Here is a 22148-nt window from a genome sequence, read left to right as displayed (position 1 = left end):
GTCTGCTAAATCAACCTAACTCTATTGGATCAATATCAAAATACATCTTAACTGAGTTCTTTAAATTAGACATTATCTGAGTATTAACAACCCATTTAATTATTGAATTTATCTGACTACGAGAGTTTGAAGTTAAAAGTATACTATAGCGATATACATTATTTTTTTTCAGATGAAGCGCTGGTAAAGGTTTAGATACTTGTACAGAAGAGCTATCTTCCAAGCTCAAATATATTTGCTCTAAAATATTTAATACTTTATTCTCATTTTTTGATTCAGCTATGATTTGTGCTTGATAGGTATATGGTGGATAGCTCGCGTACTTTCTTTGCTCAAGAAGATAGTCTAAAAAGTCAAGGTAGTCACTGTTTACTGATAACTGTAAAAGTTTATTATCAGGCTGATATGTCTGAAGTATTATCCTTCCAGGTTTATCCGCCCTCCCAGCTCTTCCAGAGACTTGAACTATCATTTGCGCTGTTCGCTCTATTGCATGGAAATCAGTACTATATAAACCAGCATCAATATTAATTAACCCTGCTAAGGTAATATTCTCGAAATGATGCCCTTTTGCTATCATCTGAGTACCAACTATAACATCAACTTGCTTATCATTTATCATCTGATTGATGCTATATAGGTCATTCATAGTTTTGATATTTGATCTATCAAAGCGCACTATATTATTATATGGAAATCTGGCTTCTATTCTTGATTGAACTTTCTCAGTACCACTACCATAAGCAAACAGTTCTTCAGTATAACAATTTGGACAAGCTGTAACTATCTGCTTACGAGAACCACAAAAATGGCATTCTAAGTACTGATATGGATGTATATGTAATGTATATGGCTTATCACATCTCTTACACTCTACAGCCTCGCCGCAGCTTTTACAGACCAAAGCCTTAGCAAAACCTAATTTATTGATAAATATTAATGATTGCTGATGACAGTTAATATTCTGCTCAATCAATGAAAAAAGAGTATTACTAATACCATTATCGACAATACTTAATTTTAGATCTAATAATTCAATCGTATTCTGGTGTGAGTTTAGCGCCCTATTATTAAGCTTGAGCAGGCTATACTTACCAATCACATAATTATAGTAACTTTGAATAGATGGTGTAGCACTACCCAAAACTACTGGTATATCAAGCTGACTAGCTCGAAATATAGCAACATCACGAGCATTATAGCGAATAGTTGTTGTTTTTTGTTTGTATGAACTATCATGCTCTTCATCAACAATGATAATTCCAAGATTCTTAAAATCAGCCAAAACTCCACTTCGAGTAGCAATTACAATATCAGCTTCGCCTTTTTTTATCTTTAACCAGTTAGTCAGTCTAGCTTTATCACTTAACTTAGAATGCAAAGCAACAACACTTTTATCTACAAACCTTTTTTCAAATCTTTTGATTGTCTGTGGTGTGAGATTTATTTCTGGCACTAAGACAAGAACCTGTTGAGACTTTGTTAGAAATATCTGAATGGCATGCAAATAAACCTCCGTTTTGCCACTTCCAGTTACTCCATAAAGTAAAGACACCTTAAAACCCGATTGTGATGTAATTTGCTCAAAAGCGTATTGCTGCTCTGAATTAAGCAGCTTGGCTAAATCTGATTCTATAGCATTATTGGACTGTCTTAACTTATAAGTTTTTTTAAGGATGTTTTTATCAAGCAATTTATTAATAACATAGCTAGAAGTTAATTCTTTTAGATCCTCAAAACGAAGCGCTTCATTATTAGCAAAAATTTTTAGAACATCTTGCTGTTTTGAAGTCAGCTTATGTTGCTGTAATTCTATTTGATCCAAGTATACATAGGTATCTTTCTGAGGAGAAACTTTCTCAATTTTCAAAAAATCATTTGGTAAAGCCAAACGTATAGCATTATATAAATTACAACAATAATATTGTGATAACCACAAAATAAGTCTTTGTACAGCATCGCTAATAGGTTGATCTATAATCTTTATAATAGGTCTTACTCTTGTAAGCTCATAGTCAATCTTTATATCTTTAGCCACAATAAAGCCTATAAGTTGACGCTTACCCACCTGTACCAAAACTCTGCTAAATAGCCCGGCATTAGTATCTTTAATAAAGTAATCAAGCAAGTAACTTGGAGGTACTGCTAGAGCAACCTTAACGATCATTATATAACTTCTACAGTTTTTGTATTTTTATACCAGTAATAAAAACCATACACAGCTGTAATAAAGAATATGAAGTTCTGTAGCACTTGACCATATAATTCTTGTTGATACATAACTACAACAAAGTATAAATCGGAAATCATCCATACAATCCAATTTTCCATAAACTTCTCTATAGTCATGATAATTGCTGTAAATGTAATACCAGTAAGCATTCCTGTAGATATAATGTCTGCAGAGCCAGTGATATAGTTAAATACAATACTAAAAATGCATAATATTATTAGATAGACAATATAACGAAAATAGTCAACTCTCTTCATCCACTTAACAGTCTTATGTTCACCATCTATACCTTGTGTATACCACTTATACCAACCATAGCTGAAGAATATTACATAAACAAATTGGAGCAATACCAGTGAATATGTACCCCTCATTGTAAACAAAAATAACAAAAGTATCGCACCTACTATACCTAAAGACCAAGACCACACTTTAAGCCTTGCCAAATATATCGTATACAATACATTTATAATCGATGCAGAATAATCAAGAGTCTCAAATATCATTACATAAATCCTTATACGCCTAAAAACACTCGTATAATTTTATATCAAGATCTTTGTATAAGTCAGACTTTATTACATTAATTTTTCTTATAGAGCTTGTTTTGAAATTAATTGTTGGATTACATGCCAAATATATCTCATACAAGTTGATACTAAAAACATCACAGTTTAAATAACAAACATCTTGAGCTGTTATCCTAATAATATTTACCATTTCTAAATCATATAAAATTTTCTTAACCTTATCATAATTAGCAACAGCCATTTTTTGATACATCTGATCAATACTAATTCCATTTCTTAGCTCTCTTTGAGCTATATGCAATTCTTTAAGCATGCACACACTAATACTTAAATCATCTCTTTTTACTTCTTTCTTAAAGTCTAGTGTCACTTCCATATATTGTATAGCTTTGATCATTACAGCTCCTAGAAGTGTAATCTGCCAAGCAACAAAAACCCATAGTATAAAGATAGGTATCAAAGATAATGAACCATAAATCACTGAATAAGTAGGTACATAAAACATATATAGTGCAAAAATCTTCTTCGCAATAGAAAAAACTATAGCTACCAAAAATGCTACTATTAATGCCGTTTTTGAATTAATCCTTGTATTAGGTAATATTTTATAAAAAACAAAAAATCCTGCTATTAAAAAAATTAAAGATAATCCGTTTAAAAGATATTGCTCAATACCAATATCTTTTACAAACCAAGCCATAGAAATAAGATATGTACTAGAAATAAATACAAAACCCATAAGTATAGGCCCCATTGTCATCAAAGCCCAATAAACCAATAAACTCTGAACCAGCGGTCGTTGTTTATTAACATAAAAAACTTTATTTAAAGTAATTTCCAACCTTTTGATCATTAGAAAAATAACAACCAATAAAACTATAACTGATGTAATTGGCAAATAGGTCATTTTATCAGAAATACTTGTGATGTACTGCTGAACTGTCGCTGCAGTCTCGGGAAGCATATTCTGAAAAAGAAAATTCTGTAAATTTTTAGAAAGAGAACTAAATGCGTTAAAAGCATTCAAAATATTTATTATAATGAAAAAAGCTGGTACGATAGCAAACAAACTCGTAAGAGTTATAGCCGCAGCTACTGTTGGACAATCTTTACGAAGATATTCTTTGAAGACCCAGATCCAATAGTTTTTAAATATTGACAAATATTTTTTGTATAATTTGATATCAAACATAGAAAAACAACAATGAAAAACATACTAATACTATACTACAGCCAAGGTGGAAGTACAAAGAAAATGGCTTATACTATAGCCCTAGGTGTAGAAGCTACAGGTGCTACAGCTATAGTCCGTACGGTACCAAACATCTCAGCAAAAACTGAGCAAATTGACTCTAAAATTCCAGATAATGGCGATCTATATGCTACAAAAGAAGATCTTGCCAATTGTGATGGTTTGATAGTTGGAAGTCCCGCATACTTTGGCAATATGGCATCACCTTTGAAATACTTTTTAGAAATTCATAGTGATATATGGTTCAAAGGCAGTCTAATCGGCAAACCTGTTGGCTTTTTTACCGCGGCTTCAGGAATGCACTCTGGCCATGAAAGTACACTACTATCAATGATGATCCCTTTTATACATCATGGTTGTTTAATTGTTGGTGTACCATATAGCGAGCAAGCATTAGAACATACTCGTACAGGTGGCACTCCATATGGAGCATCTCACCTAAATACATTTTCACCAAACAAAACCATGTCTGACGATGAAATAAAAATATGTAAAACACTAGGTAAAAGAGTAGCTGATATTGCAAATAAACTTTGTTGTTAGGAGAATATTATATGAAAAATATTTTTTATACTTTAATATTTTTATCACTCTTGATATTGAGTGGTTGTAGTACATCAGAGCCAAGCTATTCGGCTAGCTCTATAGGTCAAGTATCTCAAGTCAAACAAGGTAAAATCATAGATATTCAGCAAGTTCATATCAAAGGTTCTGACAATGTAGGTGCTCGTGTAGGTGGTCTTGGTGGAGCTCTAGCAGGTAGTGGTAATATGCTTACTAGTATTGCTGGTTCTATTGATGGCGCTGTAGTTGGTGGTATTGCAGGTGGTGCTACAGAAGATGCCATAACATCTTCAAAAGGATATCAATTTACAATACAGTTGAGCAATGGTGAAACACTTGTCATATTACAAGAAGATAAACATGGCTTAAATATTGGCGATGAAGTGACTATATATATGTCTGGCAACAATACTAGAATTGTTCCTGCAAAAAACTAAAAATCAATATTAAAAATAAGTAAAATTTGCTTTCACAATAGTTATCGTTTACTATATGTTTTTGTCATTCTTATAATGCTTAGTCCTAGTCTGTCATCACTAAGCAATTTTTTGATAAAGAGGAATCTAATAAAATGTATAAGAAAAAAGTTACCGCTTTAGGATTAAGTATATGGTTCGCGTGTGCGTTTTTTTATGCCCTTGAATATTTCGTAAGATCATCGACAGGAGCTCTGCTTGATGGCTTTACAGAAGAGCCATATAACCTTACTCTTGCAGCAACTGCAATGTTTAGCTCCTCTTTCTACTGGAGTTATATAATTTCACAAATCCCAGCAGGTATTCTTGTAGATAAATTCGGGATTAAACGAGTCATGATAGTAAGTTCTGCAATATTTTTAGTAGCGATGTTAATCGCCACTATAGCTCATAACGAATCAATGCTTTTAGCTTATAGAATACTAGCAGGTTTCGGTGGTGGATTTGCTATTTTGTGTGCTATAAAAGCGATTGCTATCTGGTTACCAAACCGATTATTCCCTACATTTACAGGCTTAACTCAATTTGTACTATACGTTGGAGCTACTCTTTCAGCTGCTCCTTTAGTGTTCTTGGCTAGACATTTAAGCATTTCAAAAATTATGGCTTTAATATTCATAATTTCTGTAATTTTATTACTTGTCAGTATATTTATAATACGTGTACACCCTGACTATTCTAAGCGAAACAAACAAAACGAGCAAAAGACAAGTAATCTAAAAGATATTATTACCGTATTCAAAAATAAACAAATTTGGTTTAATGGTTTTTATTGCTTTACCATCTATGGAACTACTGTTCTTTTTGCTGATTTATGGGGAATAAAATACCTACAGCTGACTGGTTTCTCTCAGGCCAACGCTGGTTATTGTACTTCACTAATTTTTATTGGTGTAGCTATATCTAGTCCAATATGGGGAGTTATTGCTTCTGTATTTGATGGTGAGAAAAAATTCTTATTAATTACACCTGTTTTTGGATTTTTTATTGTTACATACTTATTATTTTTCAATACGAGTTTCCCTGTGGCTATGATCTTATGCATCCTCTTTGGTGCTGTACAAGCTGTTCATGTTCTTAATTACTCTGCTTTGAGAAATACTGTCTCTGCGACACAGATAGCAACTGGATTAGCAGTAGTAAATATGTTCTTACCGCTAAGTGGTGGAATACTGCAGCCTACTACTGGAGCATTAATAACTCATCTTAAACAGTCACATGAGACGCTGTATGCTTTCCAAAGTACATTAATAATTATTCCTATATTAATGATTCTTTCTTTTATAATAGCTTTATTCATCAAAGATTCAAATAACTAAAATATATACTGCTTTACTCTAACTTTTTTTTAATCTATTATTTGTTATAAAATTTTGAACCTATATTAAGATATGAAAAAATTAATAATTGCTGTAGCTGCAGCGATAGTCATTATAGCTTTTGTAGCTGCCAACTTTTTGACAAAAGATACCCCTAAACCACAAACAGTGAAGGGATCTCATGATATAACTGTCGTTGCCGCTGAAAACCAGTATGGAAGTATAGCTCAGCTTATAGGTGGTAGTAATGTTAAAGTAACAAATGTCATAAATAATGCCGATGGAGACCCGCATACTTTTATATCATCTGTTAAAAATGCCAAGCTTCTGGCTGAAGCTGACGTAATTATTTACAACGGTGCCGATTATGACTCATGGATTATACCTATTCTTAAGAGTAACAAACACGCTACAATCATTAAGGTACTAGATCTTATAGACTATCCGGAAACTCCAAAATTTGGCATTAATCCACATCTTTGGTATGATCCAGATACATTCCCTGCTTTAGCTAAGAAACTGAAAGAAGTATTATCTACAGAAGATTCGATTGATAATAATTTATTTGAAAAAAACTATGTTAATTTCGAGCATAAATATCAACAAGTCTACGACCTTGTCAAGCAGATTAAGCAGGCTAATACAGGCACTCCAGTCACTGCTACTGAGCCATTATTTGGTTATATGGCAAGTGCTTTAGGTTTAGATATGAAAGGTCTAGCATTCCAGTGGGTCATCATGAATGAGTCTGAACCTAGCCCTAAAATGATGATTGACTACCAAAAATTATTCAAGGATAAAGAAGTCAAAGTTCTTTTCTATAATAAGCAAGTTACTGATAATGTCACCAATAAAATGTTAGAACTAGCAAAAGAAAACGATATACCTGTAGTCGGTATTACAGAAACAATGCCTACAAATGAAGATGCTATCACATGGATGGTAAAATCATTACAAAAAACGGCTGAAGCACTAGATAAAACGATCCAATAAAATGATCAAATGTTCTAACCTAACAATTGGTTATAATAAGCCAATTACACAACCTCTTAACCTTGAGATTCCGACTAATGCTTGGGTAGGTATAGTAGGTAAAAATGGTGTTGGTAAATCAACTTTTTTCAAAACACTTTTAGGCAAGATACCAAGCATATCTGGTTCTATCACTATTAACAATGCAAAAGTTGATATTAATAATATTAGCTATATACCACAAGAACGAGAGATTAATTTTGAAGAAAAAACATCTGGCTATACTCTAGTAAAATATAGCTATAAGCCAAATTCATGGGGATTACCCTTATTTGATAAAAGCTTCAAAGATAAATTAGAATATCTTATAACACTAACTCAAACACAAGAGTATATACACAAACCTTTTAAGAATCTCTCAGGAGGTCAAAAAAAGCGTATATATCTAGTTCAAGCTCTCATAAATAACCCTAAAGTACTACTTTTAGATGAACCATTATCTGATCTTGATCCAGATGCAAAGCAAAGATTCTTGGCATGCTTAAAAGCAATTCATAAAAAAGAAATGATTACATTACTACTAATCTCTCATGATATGAAAGAGATTAGCTCACAACTAGATGCTTTTATTCACTTTAAGGACGGTCAATGTCACTATTGTAATGAGATGCCATGTCTACGGGAGGATATCTGTGTTTAATTATACTTTCATGCTCTATGCTTTTATAGCAGGAACCATAATTGCTCTTATATGTGGTATTATTAGCTTTTTTGTAATTATCAGAAGATTATCATTTGCATCCCACGCTCTAGGACATATTAGTCTTACCGGAGCTTCTGGAGCAGTTCTACTAAATTTATCTGCCATGACTGGACAGCTTGTCATAAATCTAGTCGCAGGCCTACTTATGGGTGCTTTTGGTGACAAAATCAAAAAAAATGATATCGCAATAGGTATTGTTTTGACTTTCTTTTTGGGTCTTGGTACTTACTTCCTATTTTTATATCAAAGTGGCTATTCAGGCTCAGTGATGTCCATCCTTGTTGGTGATATCCTCACTGTGACATTAGAGCAGATATATATACTACTTATTCTCGCTATATTTACCATAGCTCTTTTAGCTGTGATTGCTAGACCATTATTTATATCCTCAATTGACCCAATATTTGCTGAATCAAAAAAGATTCCCAATAAACTGCTGTCTATCTTACTTTTCATCTGTATTGCGATTACTGTATCTATGGCTTGTCAGGTTGTTGGTATACTATTAGTGTTCTCACTACTTATAGGTCCGGCCGCGATTGCTACGCAATGGACAGATGGCTTTTATAAACCTATATTTCTAAGTACAGTTATATCCATCTTGACTGTTTGGTCAGGGATTGTAGCTGCCTATTATATCGATGTTCCTATTAGCTTTTTTATCACTACTATTATCTGTATTTTATATCTAATATGTATCATAAAAAATAAATTCTATTAATTTTTGCTAATCTAGCAAGTTGTCACTATACCGAAACATTATTTACGATTATAATTATGCTAATTTTAGTATACTTAATTAAAAAATGATAATAACCAAAGAAATTGAATACTGTGGTGATGGTGTTTTATTAAAAGGCTTTTGTGCATATCCTGACAGAGGGGCTCATTTACCAGCAGTTTTAGTAGCTCCAACATGGGCAGGTAGAGATAATTTTGCTTGTGAAAAAGCAATCGCTATGGCAAAAAAAGGCTATTTAGGTTTTGCCATAGATATCTATGGAGAGGGTAAGGTAGGTAGTTCTAAAGAAGAAAATACAAATCTTATGAATAGTCTACTTGAAGACAAACACGCTCTTATGACTAGACTTAGGTCTACATACAATATTGTTAGAAAGATGCCTCGCGTAGATAAGTCAAGTGTTTCTGCTATAGGTTTCTGCTTTGGTGGTAAATGTGTTCTAGATATGGCTAGATCGAACTTTGAATTAAAAGCAGCTATCAGTTTCCATGGCTTACTAGAGTCTAATATTATAAAAGAACAAAACATAGATACAAAAATACTTGTGCTACATGGTTATAATGACCCTATGGTACCACCAGAACAAGTCAATAGATTTCAACAAGAGATGAATATGCGTAAAGCTGACTGGCAACTACATACTTTTGGTAATACATATCATGCTTTTACTAACCCTAATGCTAATGATCCTGAGTTTGGTACTGTATTTAGCAAAGAATCAAACAAAAGAGCTTGGAAGTTTGCTGAAGATTTCTTGAGAGAGACTTTTGTCAGTAGTTATTTTTAATAACCATCTTAGCAAATTCAAACTCTTTAAAAAAAATCCTCTTACTCCTGAATAACTTGTATATTTATAAGTAATTAATTATTATCATTTTATGGTCTACCAAATTGATATTAATTAAAGATCATACATTATATGTAATTATAAGAATTAAGAAGGAAAATACATATGAAAAAGCTACTAATAATACCTATTATGCTAATAATTATGACTACACTTGTAACTAGCTGTCATCATCATAAAAAAACCAGAAACATCCGCTTCATCTAGTTACTAACATACTCTATAAAGTACAGAGTATTAAAGACTATCTATTGAGTACTTCAAAGTTATAAAATAACTAATAATTACATTTCGTGAATATATCTTTTAAGAAAATTTTACTTAGTATCTTTCATGATACCAATATAAGGCAATTGGCGATATCTATCGTTATAGTCTAAACCATAGCCAACTATAAACTTATCTTCGATTTCAAAGCATATATAGTCGAGGTTTACCTCTCTTTCTAACCTAGCTGGTTTAAATAATAAAGTCGCAAATTTCAAGCTCTTTGGTTCTAATTCATTTATACCATCCATAAGTTTATGGTAAGTATGACCAGTATCGACAATATCTTCGATTATAATTACGTTTTTACCATGAATATACTCTTTTTTCAAAGAACCTATTGTAGAGATTACTTTACCTGAGCTAATAGTACCAGAACCATAAGATGAAGCTGTTACAAAGTGAGTTCTAAGATCAACTTCTAGCTTCCTAGTTAGGTCTGCAAAAAACATAAAAGAACCTTTCAATACACAAATCAATACAATTTCTTGACCTGCATAATCTTTATTTATTTTATCAGCTAGCTTTGTGATCTCAGTTTCTAGCTGTTGAGCATTTATATATACTTCTGTATTATCTTTAGCAAAACTCATAATTAACCCTTTTTGAAATAATCTTCGAAGAATAAAATCTGTTCTCTTGATGGACCATAAGCTAATGAAGATATTGGAATACCAATATGATTTTCTATAGTTCTTAAATATGTTTTAAGAGCTGTTGGCATATTTTCTTTTGTTACAACCTCATCAAGAGAGAACGGCTCCATATCTACCAATATAGACTCAACCTTGTATAGATCTATGCCAGGATAAGCACAGAATATTTCTTTGCCTTCATACTTATAGCCTATACATATCTTTAGGGTATCTAAATCAGAAAGAACATCAACTTTTGTCAATGCTATAGACGTTAGATTTGAACACTTAGCAGAATACTTAAGCAATGGTAAATCTAGCCAACCACATCTACGAATACGACCTGTTGTTACACCAATTTCACCACCTTTTTTCTGTATAAATAATCCCGTATCATCAAATAGTTCAGTAGGGAAAGGACCTTCACCAACTCTAGTAGTGTAAGCTTTTGTGATACCTATTACATGATCAAGATTGTGCCCTGCTGTTGTTGCACCTGAGTACACTCCAGCTACGGATGTATTTGAAGATGTTACAAATGGATATGTACCATAATCAATATCTAAAAGCACACCTTGCGCCCCTTCATATACAATATTTTTACCTGCAGAAACTGCTTGATCGATGATAGAGAAAGTATCAGCCGAATATTGCTGAAGCTTTTGTCCTAGAGTATACAATCTCTCAAACTCTTCTTCCAAAGACGGATACTCTACTTTATATAGGTCTCTAAATAGCGTCTCTTTTTCTGATAACGAAAGTACTAATCTTGATCTTAGAACATTCTTATCAAATAAATGCTTAAATTTGATACCTTTACGTGATACTTTGTCTTCATAAGCAGGTCCGATACCTTTACCAGTTGTACCAATCTTCTCAGTAGTACTATTTTCTCTAACAGCATCTAAAAGTTTATGATATGAAGTAATAACTGTACAAGATTCTGAGACAAACAGGTTATCTGCAGATATCTCAATACCTGTATCTTGTAGACGTGTAATTTCTGTATCTAGAGCTATAGGATCAACAACTACACCATGACCTATTACACACTTTGTATGCTTATGCAAAACACCTGAAGGAATCAAATGAAGAAATGTTTTTTGACCATTTACTACTAAAGTATGGCCAGCATTATTACCACCCTGATAGCGAACAACTAAATCTGACTTTTCAGCTAATGTATCGGCTATTTTTCCTTTGCCTTCATCGCCCCACTGTGCACCAACGATTACAATATTTGACATATTAAATTGAATATCTAAAGATTAACGTCTGATACTAAATATACTAATATATTAGTGAGTATTTTACTAGTAAAATATCCTATAAACAAAAGCGTTTTGACTAAGATTTTGTGATTAAAATTGTTATAATAAGATTTTAATTTTAAGTTTTAACACACTATTAACAAGGAAAAATCATGTCAAAAATAAAAAGGGTTCTAATATCCGTATCTGATAAAACAGGTATTGTTGAATTTGCCAAAAAATTAAGTAAATATAATGTCGAAATACTTTCAACAGGTGGAACATCAAAAACCCTTAAAGAAGCAGATATAAATGTAAAGGATGTATCTGATCATACCCAATTCCCAGAAATTATGAATGGTCGTGTAAAGACTCTTCATCCACTAATTCATGGTGGAATCTTAGCAGATAGAGATAACTCAGAGCATCTACAAGCAATGACAGACAACAATATTGGTCAAATTGATATGGTTGTAGTTAATCTATACCCTTTTGTTAATACTTTTAAATCAGGTGCTGACTTTAACACTTGTATCGAAAATATCGATATAGGTGGGCCGTCAATCGTGCGTTCATGTGCAAAAAATCATAAGCATACAACTATCGTAACAAATCCTAACCAGTATGAAATAGTTGCAAAGGAAATGGCAGACAATGATGGTCAAACAACTCTAGCTACTCGCCGTAAGTTTGCTAAAGAAGCGTTTGCTCATACTGCTGAGTATGATAGCCATATCGCAAATTGGTTCAGCAAAGAGTTAGATGAAGAATATCCGGAAAAATTATTCTCAGTAAGTACTCTAAAGCAAGTGCTAAGGTACGGTGAAAACCCTCATCAGAAAGCAGCCTTATACTCTACTGATACTGATTGTATTAGCATTACAAATGCTAAGCAATTACAAGGGAAAGAACTATCATACAACAACCTAAACGATGCTGATGGTGCATTTGAGATGGTTTGTGAATACTCAGAACCCTCTTGTGCGATTATCAAACATGCAAACCCTTGTGGCATCGCTTCTGGTAAAAATGCTTTTGAAGCTTGGACAAAGGCTTTAGCTTGTGATCCAATTTCAGCATTTGGTGGTATTGTTGCGTTTAACTGCGAGGTTGACAAAGAATTTGCAGAATCTCTAGGCAAAATGTTCCTAGAAGTAATAATTGCTCTAAGCTATACTCAAGAAGCCCTTGAAATCTTAGCTGCTAAGAAAAATCTAAGAGTATTAGAGACAGGCAAAGCATTTGATACAAAATCATCACGCATGATTAGCAAAAATATTCATGGTGGAATATTATCTCAATCTTATAACAACGGTGGTGTTGACATTACTGATTGCAAAGTTGTTACAGACAGAGCTCCAACTGACAAAGAATGGGCTGATATGATGTTTGCTTGGAAAGCTGTTAAATATGTTAAATCCAATGCTATCGTCTATGCTAGAGATACTCAAACAGTCGGTATCGGCGCTGGGCAAATGTCTCGTGTTGACTCTGCTAGAATTGGAGCAGAAAAAGCACAAGCTCATGAAGGTGCTAAAGGTTCTGCTGTAGCTTCAGATGCCTTTTTCCCATTTGCTGATGGTTTAGAAGAGTGTATCAAAGCTGGTGCAACTGCTGTAATCCAACCAGGTGGCTCAAAGAATGACCAAGAAGTTATCGACGCTGCTAACAAAGCAGGTATCACTATGGTCTTTACAGGAATGAGACATTTTAGACATTAATCTTTTAAAAAGCATATATCCTGTTTATATCTATCGATTTACATCTTCTAATTGTATAGTCACTATTTTTAAGATAATGCCGATGTCAACAATGGCGATATCACTAATATTATTCCAACAAAAATAACAAAATAGATACTTTTAGTTCGATATTTCTCAAGACTCGGTGTTTTAAAAACAATATATGCTGGCACTAAGCAACCCAATATACCAAAGACAGGACCAGATAAAGGTACTAATTTATACACAGGAGCATCAAAAACTATTGAAAGCCACGTTAATAGAAAAATTATGACTACTACAAGTGTATTTAAACTAAAAATACTCTTAGAGTCTTCTTTTAATCCTAATTTGATAGCACTATTTCTAAATAGTCCTCTTAGAGATTCCTCCATACCTGCTAACACACTCAAAAAAGATGTCAAAATAGCGCATAAGCTAATAATAATTCCGCATCCATATATTAGCATATTTGATATGTGCTGTTTCTCTAAAAGTATAAATGCTGATTGATTATTTTGTGTTGCCTCTAAAGCATCGGCTCTAGGGATAACTAACGAAAATGATAGAACATAAAAACCAATAATAATAACCAATATTACAAATGCTAAAGTCATTGTTTTTAAAGTTTTAGATAAAACAAAGTCCCTATCTTTATTGTGATAATACTTACGGTAACCAATAACCATCGGACTTAGTGACTGTATAAATAATATTGATGTCAAAGAAAATGGCAACATGATGATACTCTTAGCCACAAACTCACTGCTAGTTGTAGGTATTTCCACAACATTCTTAAATGACCATAGCGGAATTAAAGATATAGACACTAATACAATCGCTATAATTAATATAAATACTAAAAAAGTTGATACTCTTACAAAGAGCTTTTGGCCTTTCATTCCAGTCAAGATTAAAACTATCATTAATACAGCACTGTATAACACATTTTGTTCTAAATGTCGATTTGAGCTGAGATTAAACATGTATAGATATGCTGCTAGAGACTTTGCTACAACCTCAGCATATATAATAGTCCATGTTAGCATCATCAATAAATATACCGCCCCTAAAAAAACAGCCCATTTATTGCCCAATAATTCGGCTACAATCTCTTTATATGGCTTAGGTTGTTTTGCAGCAAATAAAGTCTCTATGTATAACTTTTGAAACAGATAAATACCAGGATAAGCTATCAGTATTGACACTACAAAGACTGTAAAACCAACAACCCCAACACTCACAGGCACTAGTACAATCCCTGCACCAACAGCCATACCAATACTAACGACTAGCCAACCAAAATCAAATCTATTGAAATCTGTCAATCCTTTCATCTTCTAAAAATTCTAATAAGAATAGGTATATTTTAGCCTTTTTCTGTTAGATTAAAAATGTGGGAATAGAAGGTTTATGAAGATTACTTTGTTTTGAGAGCAACTATTGCTTAACCCATACTAGATTATTAGTATCAAAACATAGCGATTTAGCTTTTTTGATAAAATCATCTTTAACGCTTGGTGGTACAGTTTTAGTTCTAGATAACAACCATAAATAATTCTTATTAGCTCCAGCGACATACGCATACTTATAATCATCAAGTTTAAATACTACATAAGCTCCATAAAATGGTCTAAAGAACGACACTTTAAGATATCCTTTATCATCTCCATCTACAAATTTAGCGATGCCCGTTGCATAACTTCTCTCACCAGTCGCTGGAGTAATGCCACTATTTACCACTTTTATCGAACCATCAGGATTTAGGCTATACTCAGCATATACTTCTGTCATACCCTTCTCAAAACTATTATCAAATCTAGCTATCTCATACCATTTACATAGATATTTTTGTGCTTGAAAATTCTCAACCGGCTTAATATTATCCGGTTTTGTTACACAACCTGTTAGTAACACTGCAAGTAAAACCAAAGTTATTGATAATATTTTTTTCATATTGTACGCTTTTAGTTTTTTATCTATTAACCAGTATAGTAAACTAAATATGATATCCAACTATAATTAAACTTTTTTAACATTATGCAACTAAGTTATTTTGATCTACTCAAAAAAAATGATTTAACAGAATATAAGCTTTTCATAATCACAGGTGATGAACCGTTACAGAAGCATAATATTATAGAAAAAATAATAGATCAGTTTAAAGCAAAAAGCTATGAGATTTCATACCATGATTTAAATGAGCAAAACTTAGATGTATTGTATGGTGAAGTTGATAGTTTAAGCCTATTTTCTATGGATAAACTTATTCAGTTCAACTTCGATAAACCTCCTCAGAAAAAACTCCAGCAAGCATTAGCTGATAAATTAACAAATGAAGATGATAATGTTTACTTGCTAGTTTTCAGTGGTATGAAAAAACAAAACCTCTCAGCTAAGTGGTTCCAAAGTTTAGAGCATCGTGCTATACATATTAGAATATTCGACCCTAATACTGATAACGCCATAAACATAATAGACTATAAAGCTAAACAACTTGGGCTAACTTTGACTAAACCAGCAATTCAGCTACTCGTCAAAAAAACAGAGGGAAATCTCATTGCTTCTAAACAAATTATCAAGCTACTATCACGCCAAAGTACTCAAACTTATGATGAAAACACAATTCGTCCATTTATACACGAACATGCAAGCTTTGATGTATTTGATCTTTCTGAAGCCCTTCTCTCTCAACAAAAAACTAAAGCGCTAAAAATTCTCAATAGTATTTTAACTGAAAATGACAAACCTCCTCTAGTGCTATGGGCTATCAAAAGAGAATTAAGAATAATCTCACAGCTCAAAAATACACAACAAACATATCACCAAAAGATATTTAAAGATAATAATATCTGGCCTTCAAAACAGAAATTCTATATCAGTTTAGCAAATAAGACTAGTGCTGAAAAAATATCAATAGGTCTTGAGAAATGCCTACAGACTGATTTATATATTAAAGGCGCACAAAAGGGTAATATTAAGCTTAGGCTTAATGAAATAGTCTTTGAAGTTTTGTAACACAGTTTTGAGATTTTTTATTGTGAGGCTATAAGTATTATTTACTTTTTTTAGACAATTGATATCATTAATCAGGATTAATCAATCGATGTTAAGGAATATGTTAAAGATATGAAAGTTGTGACCGCTGAATATATATGGATTGATGGTTCAGATCCTGTACCTGGACTTAGGTCTAAAGGGAGAGTTCTACCATTTAAAGATTTTGAGACTGCTGATGACTTTCCTGAATGGAGTTTTGATGGTTCTTCTACGAATCAGGCTACAGGTGATAATTCAGACTGTATTCTAAAGCCTGTCAATTTTGTAATCGATCCTTTGAGAGAGTGTGGATATCTTGTTATATGTGAAGTTTATAATCCAGACGGAGAGACTTCACATGCCACAAACAATAGAGCTAAACTAAGGGCTCTACTAGCAAGCGCTGACTGCCAAGATATGTGGGCAGGATTTGAACAAGAATATACAATGTTCAAAGATGGTAGACCACTTGGATGGCCTACTACAGGATTCCCAGGGCCACAAGGTCCTTATTATTGTAGTGCTGGAAATAGCAAAGCCTACGGTCGTGATTTAGTAGAAGCTCACATGCAAGCTTGTTTAGATGCTGGAATACTATTTTATGGTATAAATGCAGAAGTTATGCCTGGACAGTGGGAATTCCAAATTGGCTACAGAGGTGTTGAAGGTGAAGATGCTGGGATACTAAACATATCTGATCATACACACTTAGCAAGATGGCTTCTAGAAAGACTAGGTGAAGAGTACGGTATAGACATATCGTTTGATAACAAACCTATCAAAGGTGATTGGAATGGTGCGGGTCTTCACACTAACTTCTCTACAAGCAAAACAAGAAATCCTGAAACAGGAAGAGAAGCTATCAAGAAAATATGTACATCATTAGAAAAAAATCATAAAAAAGATATCTTAAACTATGGTTACAATCTTCATGAAAGATTAACAGGTAAGTTAGAGACTTCTGACATGAACACTTTCCGTGTCGGAGATGCTGATAGAGGATGTTCTATTAGAATCCCTAGACCTGTTGCACTTAAAGGTTATGGTTACCTTGAAGACAGAAGACCTGGAGCAAATGCAGATCCTTATGTAGTTGCTATGGCTCTAGCAAATGCTGCTATTAACTAATATTATCTTTATATCAAATCTTTCTTTTTTTTCGGTATAATACAATCTACCTAATTCTAGATTAAATCCTCTAAATGAAAAATAAACCAATTAGAACTAGATCTTCTGGCGATGAGTATTATAAAAATATTTTCAATGCTATCTGTAACAACGATGGTTTTTTAACCAAGTTCGACATCATAGCTATTCTAGATGATGCAGGTATAACTAATGATGATCCACGCACTAAGAAGTTAAGAGCTGAGTTAGATAAATTAACTATTATAGACAAAATTGACTTTAAAAAATTCAAAGAAATAACTTCTGATAGTAGTGGTATAATTGAGAAATCTGTCAACAAAGGATTTACAATTCCAAATTTTAAAGATTTCCGTAAAGAGATTGAACAAATATTTGAAGAAACTAAAAAAAATAATACTGGCAAAAATGCTACATATATTCCTCAATTAGCAAGAGTAGACTCCGAACTTTTTGCTGTTACTTTTTGTAGTGTGGATGGTCAGATGATTACACTTGGTGACTTTGAACATCCATATTGTGTTCAATCAACAGCTAAGCCTATCACATATTGTATCGCAACAGAGGAGAACGGAGAAGATAAGGTTCATAAGCATGTTGGTAGAGAACCTAGTGGTATTACGTTTAATGCAATAGCACTAAACAAATATGGCCGCCCTCACAACCCGATGATAAACTCTGGTGCAATAATGATGTGCTCATTGATTAAACCAGAGTGGAACCTTGCTGATAGATTTGAATATATAACTAATGTTTGGGAGAATCTAGCTGGTGGTGAAACTATAGGTTTTGATAACGCTGTGTATCACTCTGAAAAAGAAACAGCTAACAGAAACTATGCCTTAGCATACTTTATGAAAGAGGTTGGAGCATTTCCACAGAATACAAATATTGACACTTCTTTAGATTTTTATTTCCAAACATGTTCTATACAAGTAAATGCGAAAAAAATGTCCAAGATTATGAGCTCAATTGCTAATGGAGGTATATGTCCTTTCACACACAAAAAAATATTCTCTCCAACAACAATTCGTAACTGCTTATCAATGATGTACTCATGCGGAATGTATGATTTTTCTGGTGAATATGCATTCTCAGTTGGATTACCTGCTAAATCCGGTGTCTCAGGAGCACTAGCTATAGCTATTCCTAATGTTGGCGGATTCGCAATTTTTTCTCCACGTTTAGATAATAATCATAACTCTGTCAGAGGGGTTGAGTTTAGTAAAAGATTGGTAGAAAAGTTTAGTTTTCATAACTATGATCATATTGCTCATTGCGATAAGATCAATCCAGTTGAAGGTAGAGGAACTATAGATTCAAACCTAACTCTTGAACTAATTTGGGCAGCTAGCAATGGTGACTTACCAGAAATCAAAAGAGCTGTAGCGTTGAGCGTAGATATTAGCAAAGGAGACTACGACAAAAGAACTGCTCTACATCTAGCTTCAGCAGAAGGTCATGAAGAAGTAGTCAAATATCTTATACGCAAAGGTGCAAATCCTAACGCTAAAGATAGATGGAGTAAAACTCCTCTTGAGGATGCTAAAGCTAATAACCATTCTCATATAGTTAAACTATTAGAAAAAGTCTCTTCGTAAAGAGATACTTAATTTTTCATACCATATTACTTATCATATATTATTTGATAGTTGTTAGTTGCTTTTAAGTTTTGTCTAAGATATCTTTACTTACGGAATAATTAATTTAAAACCTCTATAAGGATTCAGCTCATGAGTAGATTCATAAATAAAATACTATCAATAATAGAAATGTTTATATTTGGAATTCGTTGGCTTCAAGCACCAATCTATTTGCTTTTATCATTAGTTTTATTTGGGTTTATCTATGAGATATATCATGAACTTCATCATTTATTCACTGCTTATAGCAGCATTGATGAAGATCAGCTTATTATATTAGCTCTGACACTATGTGATGTTGTACTAGTAGCAAACCTTGTAGTCATTGTAGTCATAAGTGGTTATGAGAACTTCGTAAGTAAAATGAACCTTGATAAAAAAGGTGGCGGTCAGCCTGTTTGGATTAAAAAGCTATCTCCAAATGCTGTTAAACTAAAGATTGCTGGCTCTATCATAGGTATATCTTCTATTTCTCTTTTAAAGAAGTTTCTAGAAGTATCTCATTCATCTGACAGAGACTTAGCATGGTCAGCTGCTATCCACTTAGTATTTGTGGTATCAGCATTACTAATCGCGTTTACTTCATATATAGAGGGTAAATCTCATAAAGCTAGTTATGATGATGATCACTAGGTAACTTTCTTTTCTTCCATCCTAATACTTTCTACGCCCTAGATCTTCATCCTCGGGCTTGCCTTGGATAATTATAGTACGCTCATCACAAGAAACTAACATATCTTCATCAAATTTAAAGAAAGCATGAACTTCAGCTATTAGGTTACGATTATCTAGCTTCATATTGGCATATACTCTATGTAAAGAGGCTACCATATCACCCTCTTCTACTAGATAAATAAACTCAAATCTAACACTCTCAACAACCTCACGTTGTTTTTTGATGTGCTCAATAAAACCCTCGTAATCAATCTCATGACCATCAACAACTTGTTTATAGTCTAAGCGTACAAATTTTTGAATAAACTTTTTGGGATTAATATCTGGATTATAGATATTTTCAAATAAAGATTTTAATAAGCTTTTTTCGACACTTTTTACTCAGGCTTCATGTGTGGGAACAATATTACATCTCTGATAGACTGTGAGTTTGTCAGATACATTACTAATCTATCAATACCGATACCCTGCCCTGCAGTAGGAGGCATACCATACTCTAGAGCACGGATATAGTCTTTGTCATAAGGCATAGCTTCATCATCACCAGATGCTGCTGCTTCAACCTGCTTTCTAAAGCGTTCTGCCTGATCTTCAGCATCATTTAGCTCAGAGAAACCATTAGCAATCTCACGCGCACCTACAAAGAATTCAAATCTATCAGTAAACTCAGAATTACCATCTTGTCTACGCGCTAAAGGTGAAACTACAGCTGGATAATCTGTTATAAATGTTGGATGAATTAGTTGATGCTCAACAGTTTCTTCAAATATTTCATTTATTAGGTGACCAAGCTCATGGCAAGCTTCTACTTTTATCTTCAATTTCTTAGCAAGTGCTTTTGCAGATTCAAATGTTGCTAAATCTTCTTTAGTAATATCATCATTATATTTGACAATTGAATCAACCATTGAAATACGCTCATACTTACCACCAAAGTTAATTTTATATTCACCATACTCAAGTATTTCACTACCCATAACCTCTTGTACAAGCTTAGATAGCATATCCTCTGTTAGATCCATAAGATCATTATAATCAGCATACGCCATATAGAACTCTAGCATTGTAAATTCTGGATTATGACGTGAAGATACACCCTCATTTCTGAAGTTACGGTTTATCTCATACACTCTCTCAAGGCCACCAACAACTAGTCTTTTTAGATAAAGCTCCGGAGCTATACGCAAGTATAATGGCATATCCAAAGCGTTATGATGTGTTTTAAATGGCTTAGCCGCTGCACCACCTTGTAAAACATGCATCATCGGAGTCTCTACTTCCATAAAATCCAATTTATCAAAATAGTTACGGATAAAGCTGACAACTTTTGAACGAACTTTAAAAACTTCACGAGCTTTTTCATTTGTGATTAAATCAACATATCTTTGACGATATCTCATCTCTTGATCTGCTAATCCGTGGAACTTATCAGGTAAAGGTCTGATAGCTTTTGTCAAAATCTCAAAGTGACTAGCCTCTACAGAAAGCTCACCTGTATTAGTCTTAAACATAGTCCCAGTAATACCAACAATATCACCTAAATCACATAGATTCTTAAAAGTTTCATATTGTCCTTCTGGTAAATCACTCTTTTTTAGATAAACCTGTATTCTACCTGAATAATCCTGTAACGTAATAAAAGAAGCCTTACCCATCACACGACGAAGAACTACCCTACCTGTGATATTGTATTGCTTTTTATCCTCAAGCTCCTCAAGTTCTTGTTTTGAATATTGTGCATATTGATTTTGTAAAGCATGAGCAACAACATTTCTTCTAAAGTTATTTGGATGACTGATACCATTATTTTGTTCAGCTAGTGCTTGTAATTTCTCTTTTCTTAATGTTATTTGTGAGTTTTCTTGCATATCTGCTATATGCTTTTTAACAAGAGTTTTTATTTGCTCTACAACATCATCATTTATTTCACTCACTTGACCAAGAGACTCGCTAATCTGCTCTCTAATCTTACCTCTAACAGCATCTTTTACTGTTATCTCATTTGCATCTAAATATTCTTTAATCGAATTTTTTATTAAATTTTTTAATTTACTACTCATCTTTTCACCCTATA

21 protein-coding genes are annotated in these 22148 nt (G+C 33.2%); 12 read left to right on the top strand and 9 right to left on the bottom strand.

What is annotated here, in order from left to right; translation table 11 throughout:
* Positions 1–10: 10 nt before the first annotated feature.
* From priA to FNO12_RS00830, 3 genes are read right to left on the bottom strand one after another with little or no spacing between them, the layout of a single operon-like run.
* Complete coding sequence (gene priA / locus FNO12_RS00840) at positions 11–2167, bottom strand: replication restart helicase PriA (RefSeq protein WP_014714282.1); 2157 nt, start codon at positions 2165–2167, stop codon at positions 11–13.
* A complete protein-coding gene (gene pnuC, locus FNO12_RS00835) occupies positions 2167–2739 on the bottom strand; it encodes a nicotinamide riboside transporter PnuC (protein ID WP_014714281.1) in 573 nt (190 codons plus the stop codon). The genes priA and pnuC overlap by 1 nt, the downstream gene beginning before the upstream one ends.
* Before the next feature lie 19 nt (positions 2740–2758).
* On the bottom strand, positions 2759–3955 hold the full coding sequence (locus FNO12_RS00830) for a YihY family inner membrane protein (protein WP_014714280.1): 1197 nt from the start codon (positions 3953–3955) through the stop codon (positions 2759–2761).
* A gap of 12 nt (positions 3956–3967) precedes the next feature.
* Here FNO12_RS00830 and wrbA point away from each other — a divergent pair, with 12 nt between their 5' ends.
* From wrbA to FNO12_RS00795, 7 genes are all read left to right on the top strand, one after another.
* Complete coding sequence (gene wrbA / locus FNO12_RS00825) at positions 3968–4558, top strand: NAD(P)H:quinone oxidoreductase (RefSeq protein WP_030003322.1); 591 nt, start codon at positions 3968–3970, stop codon at positions 4556–4558.
* An 11-nt stretch (positions 4559–4569) separates the two neighbouring features.
* A complete protein-coding gene (locus FNO12_RS00820) occupies positions 4570–5016 on the top strand; it encodes an outer membrane lipoprotein (protein WP_030003321.1) in 447 nt (148 codons plus the stop codon).
* A 134-nt stretch (positions 5017–5150) separates the two neighbouring features.
* On the top strand, positions 5151–6374 hold the full coding sequence (locus tag FNO12_RS00815; protein WP_014714277.1) for an MFS transporter: 1224 nt from the start codon (positions 5151–5153) through the stop codon (positions 6372–6374).
* 72 nt (positions 6375–6446) lie between these two features.
* The gene (locus tag FNO12_RS00810; RefSeq protein ID WP_030003320.1) at positions 6447–7367 is read left to right on the top strand and encodes a metal ABC transporter solute-binding protein, Zn/Mn family; all 921 of its coding nucleotides are present in this window, start codon (positions 6447–6449) and stop codon (positions 7365–7367) included.
* A 1-nt stretch (position 7368) separates the two neighbouring features.
* Positions 7369–8046, top strand: coding sequence for a metal ABC transporter ATP-binding protein (locus FNO12_RS00805; protein WP_014714274.1), 678 nt, complete (start codon positions 7369–7371; stop codon positions 8044–8046).
* The gene (locus FNO12_RS00800; protein ID WP_041265060.1) at positions 7967–8830 is read left to right on the top strand and encodes a metal ABC transporter permease; all 864 of its coding nucleotides are present in this window, start codon (positions 7967–7969) and stop codon (positions 8828–8830) included. Before FNO12_RS00805 ends, FNO12_RS00800 begins: the two co-directional genes overlap by 80 nt.
* A gap of 85 nt (positions 8831–8915) precedes the next feature.
* Positions 8916–9638 (top strand): dienelactone hydrolase family protein, encoded by a 723-nt coding sequence (locus FNO12_RS00795; protein ID WP_014714273.1) that lies wholly within the window; start codon positions 8916–8918, stop codon positions 9636–9638.
* 377 nt (positions 9639–10015) lie between these two features.
* Here FNO12_RS00795 and hpt read toward each other — a convergent pair whose 3' ends face one another.
* Entirely contained in the window at positions 10016–10558 is a 543-nt protein-coding gene (hpt, locus tag FNO12_RS00790; RefSeq protein ID WP_014714272.1) for a hypoxanthine phosphoribosyltransferase, read from the bottom strand.
* A 2-nt stretch (positions 10559–10560) separates the two neighbouring features.
* Positions 10561–11847 carry an adenylosuccinate synthase gene (locus tag FNO12_RS00785; RefSeq protein ID WP_014714271.1) on the bottom strand — a complete coding sequence of 429 codons (1287 nt, stop codon included), beginning with the start codon at positions 11845–11847 and terminating at the stop codon, positions 10561–10563.
* A 176-nt stretch (positions 11848–12023) separates the two neighbouring features.
* Here FNO12_RS00785 and purH point away from each other — a divergent pair, with 176 nt between their 5' ends.
* Complete coding sequence (gene purH / locus FNO12_RS00780) at positions 12024–13571, top strand: bifunctional phosphoribosylaminoimidazolecarboxamide formyltransferase/IMP cyclohydrolase (RefSeq protein ID WP_014714270.1); 1548 nt, start codon at positions 12024–12026, stop codon at positions 13569–13571.
* A 68-nt stretch (positions 13572–13639) separates the two neighbouring features.
* On the opposite strand, the gene FNO12_RS00775 is transcribed toward purH, so the two are convergent.
* A complete protein-coding gene (locus tag FNO12_RS00775) occupies positions 13640–14908 on the bottom strand; it encodes an aromatic amino acid transport family protein (protein WP_014714269.1) in 1269 nt (422 codons plus the stop codon).
* Positions 14909–15011: 103 nt separating this feature from the next.
* Positions 15012–15527, bottom strand: a complete 516-nt coding sequence (locus FNO12_RS00770; protein ID WP_014714268.1) for a lipocalin family protein — start codon at positions 15525–15527, stop codon at positions 15012–15014.
* 84 nt (positions 15528–15611) lie between these two features.
* Between FNO12_RS00770 and holA the strand changes: the two genes are divergently transcribed.
* The 4 genes from holA to FNO12_RS00750 all read left to right on the top strand — a co-directional run bounded on the left by holA (position 15612) and on the right by FNO12_RS00750 (position 20032).
* Positions 15612–16589 carry a DNA polymerase III subunit delta gene (gene holA / locus FNO12_RS00765; RefSeq protein ID WP_014714267.1) on the top strand — a complete coding sequence of 326 codons (978 nt, stop codon included), beginning with the start codon at positions 15612–15614 and terminating at the stop codon, positions 16587–16589.
* Between the two features lie 111 nt (positions 16590–16700).
* Positions 16701–17738 (top strand): glutamine synthetase beta-grasp domain-containing protein, encoded by a 1038-nt coding sequence (locus FNO12_RS00760; protein ID WP_014714266.1) that lies wholly within the window; start codon positions 16701–16703, stop codon positions 17736–17738.
* A 74-nt stretch (positions 17739–17812) separates the two neighbouring features.
* Complete coding sequence (gene glsA, locus FNO12_RS00755; protein WP_014714265.1) at positions 17813–19357, top strand: glutaminase A; 1545 nt, start codon at positions 17813–17815, stop codon at positions 19355–19357.
* Between the two features lie 132 nt (positions 19358–19489).
* Positions 19490–20032, top strand: coding sequence for a TIGR00645 family protein (locus FNO12_RS00750; protein WP_014714264.1), 543 nt, complete (start codon positions 19490–19492; stop codon positions 20030–20032).
* Between the two features lie 21 nt (positions 20033–20053).
* Here FNO12_RS00750 and FNO12_RS09930 read toward each other — a convergent pair whose 3' ends face one another.
* On the bottom strand, positions 20054–20230 hold the full coding sequence (locus FNO12_RS09930) for a hypothetical protein (protein WP_014714263.1): 177 nt from the start codon (positions 20228–20230) through the stop codon (positions 20054–20056).
* A 221-nt stretch (positions 20231–20451) separates the two neighbouring features.
* Positions 20452–22134, bottom strand: a complete 1683-nt coding sequence (lysS, locus tag FNO12_RS00740; RefSeq protein ID WP_014714262.1) for a lysine--tRNA ligase — start codon at positions 22132–22134, stop codon at positions 20452–20454.
* Positions 22135–22148 lie beyond the last annotated feature (14 nt).

This window comes from Francisella orientalis FNO12, assembly GCF_001042525.2.
In the GTDB taxonomy this organism is placed as follows: domain Bacteria; phylum Pseudomonadota; class Gammaproteobacteria; order Francisellales; family Francisellaceae; genus Francisella; species Francisella orientalis.
The sequence above is the reverse complement of the archived record's forward strand: the minus strand, read 5'-3'. Positions and strand labels throughout refer to the sequence as shown.

What these genes read in the sequence shown, in the direction of transcription:
- FNO12_RS00810 (WP_030003320.1), top strand. Translation starts at nt 6,447, where the DNA reads ATGAAAAAATTAATAATTGCTGTAGCTGCAGCGATAGTCATTATAGCT.
- FNO12_RS00815 (WP_014714277.1), top strand. Translation starts at nt 5,151, where the DNA reads ATGTATAAGAAAAAAGTTACCGCTTTAGGATTAAGTATATGGTTCGCG.
- FNO12_RS00775 (WP_014714269.1), bottom strand. Translation starts at nt 14,908, where the DNA reads ATGAAAGGATTGACAGATTTCAATAGATTTGATTTTGGTTGGCTAGTC.
- glsA (WP_014714265.1), top strand. Translation starts at nt 17,813, where the DNA reads ATGAAAAATAAACCAATTAGAACTAGATCTTCTGGCGATGAGTATTAT.
- lysS (WP_014714262.1), bottom strand. Translation starts at nt 22,134, where the DNA reads ATGAGTAGTAAATTAAAAAATTTAATAAAAAATTCGATTAAAGAATAT.
- pnuC (WP_014714281.1), bottom strand. Translation starts at nt 2,739, where the DNA reads ATGATATTTGAGACTCTTGATTATTCTGCATCGATTATAAATGTATTG.
- FNO12_RS00760 (WP_014714266.1), top strand. Translation starts at nt 16,701, where the DNA reads ATGAAAGTTGTGACCGCTGAATATATATGGATTGATGGTTCAGATCCT.
- FNO12_RS00785 (WP_014714271.1), bottom strand. Translation starts at nt 11,847, where the DNA reads ATGTCAAATATTGTAATCGTTGGTGCACAGTGGGGCGATGAAGGCAAA.
- FNO12_RS00800 (WP_041265060.1), top strand. Translation starts at nt 7,967, where the DNA reads ATGCTTTTATTCACTTTAAGGACGGTCAATGTCACTATTGTAATGAGA.
- FNO12_RS09930 (WP_014714263.1), bottom strand. Translation starts at nt 20,230, where the DNA reads ATGGTAGCCTCTTTACATAGAGTATATGCCAATATGAAGCTAGATAAT.
- holA (WP_014714267.1), top strand. Translation starts at nt 15,612, where the DNA reads ATGCAACTAAGTTATTTTGATCTACTCAAAAAAAATGATTTAACAGAA.
- FNO12_RS00795 (WP_014714273.1), top strand. Translation starts at nt 8,916, where the DNA reads ATGATAATAACCAAAGAAATTGAATACTGTGGTGATGGTGTTTTATTA.
- purH (WP_014714270.1), top strand. Translation starts at nt 12,024, where the DNA reads ATGTCAAAAATAAAAAGGGTTCTAATATCCGTATCTGATAAAACAGGT.
- wrbA (WP_030003322.1), top strand. Translation starts at nt 3,968, where the DNA reads ATGAAAAACATACTAATACTATACTACAGCCAAGGTGGAAGTACAAAG.
- FNO12_RS00750 (WP_014714264.1), top strand. Translation starts at nt 19,490, where the DNA reads ATGAGTAGATTCATAAATAAAATACTATCAATAATAGAAATGTTTATA.
- priA (WP_014714282.1), bottom strand. Translation starts at nt 2,167, where the DNA reads ATGATCGTTAAGGTTGCTCTAGCAGTACCTCCAAGTTACTTGCTTGAT.
- FNO12_RS00805 (WP_014714274.1), top strand. Translation starts at nt 7,369, where the DNA reads ATGATCAAATGTTCTAACCTAACAATTGGTTATAATAAGCCAATTACA.
- FNO12_RS00820 (WP_030003321.1), top strand. Translation starts at nt 4,570, where the DNA reads ATGAAAAATATTTTTTATACTTTAATATTTTTATCACTCTTGATATTG.
- FNO12_RS00770 (WP_014714268.1), bottom strand. Translation starts at nt 15,527, where the DNA reads ATGAAAAAAATATTATCAATAACTTTGGTTTTACTTGCAGTGTTACTA.
- FNO12_RS00830 (WP_014714280.1), bottom strand. Translation starts at nt 3,955, where the DNA reads ATGTTTGATATCAAATTATACAAAAAATATTTGTCAATATTTAAAAAC.
- hpt (WP_014714272.1), bottom strand. Translation starts at nt 10,558, where the DNA reads ATGAGTTTTGCTAAAGATAATACAGAAGTATATATAAATGCTCAACAG.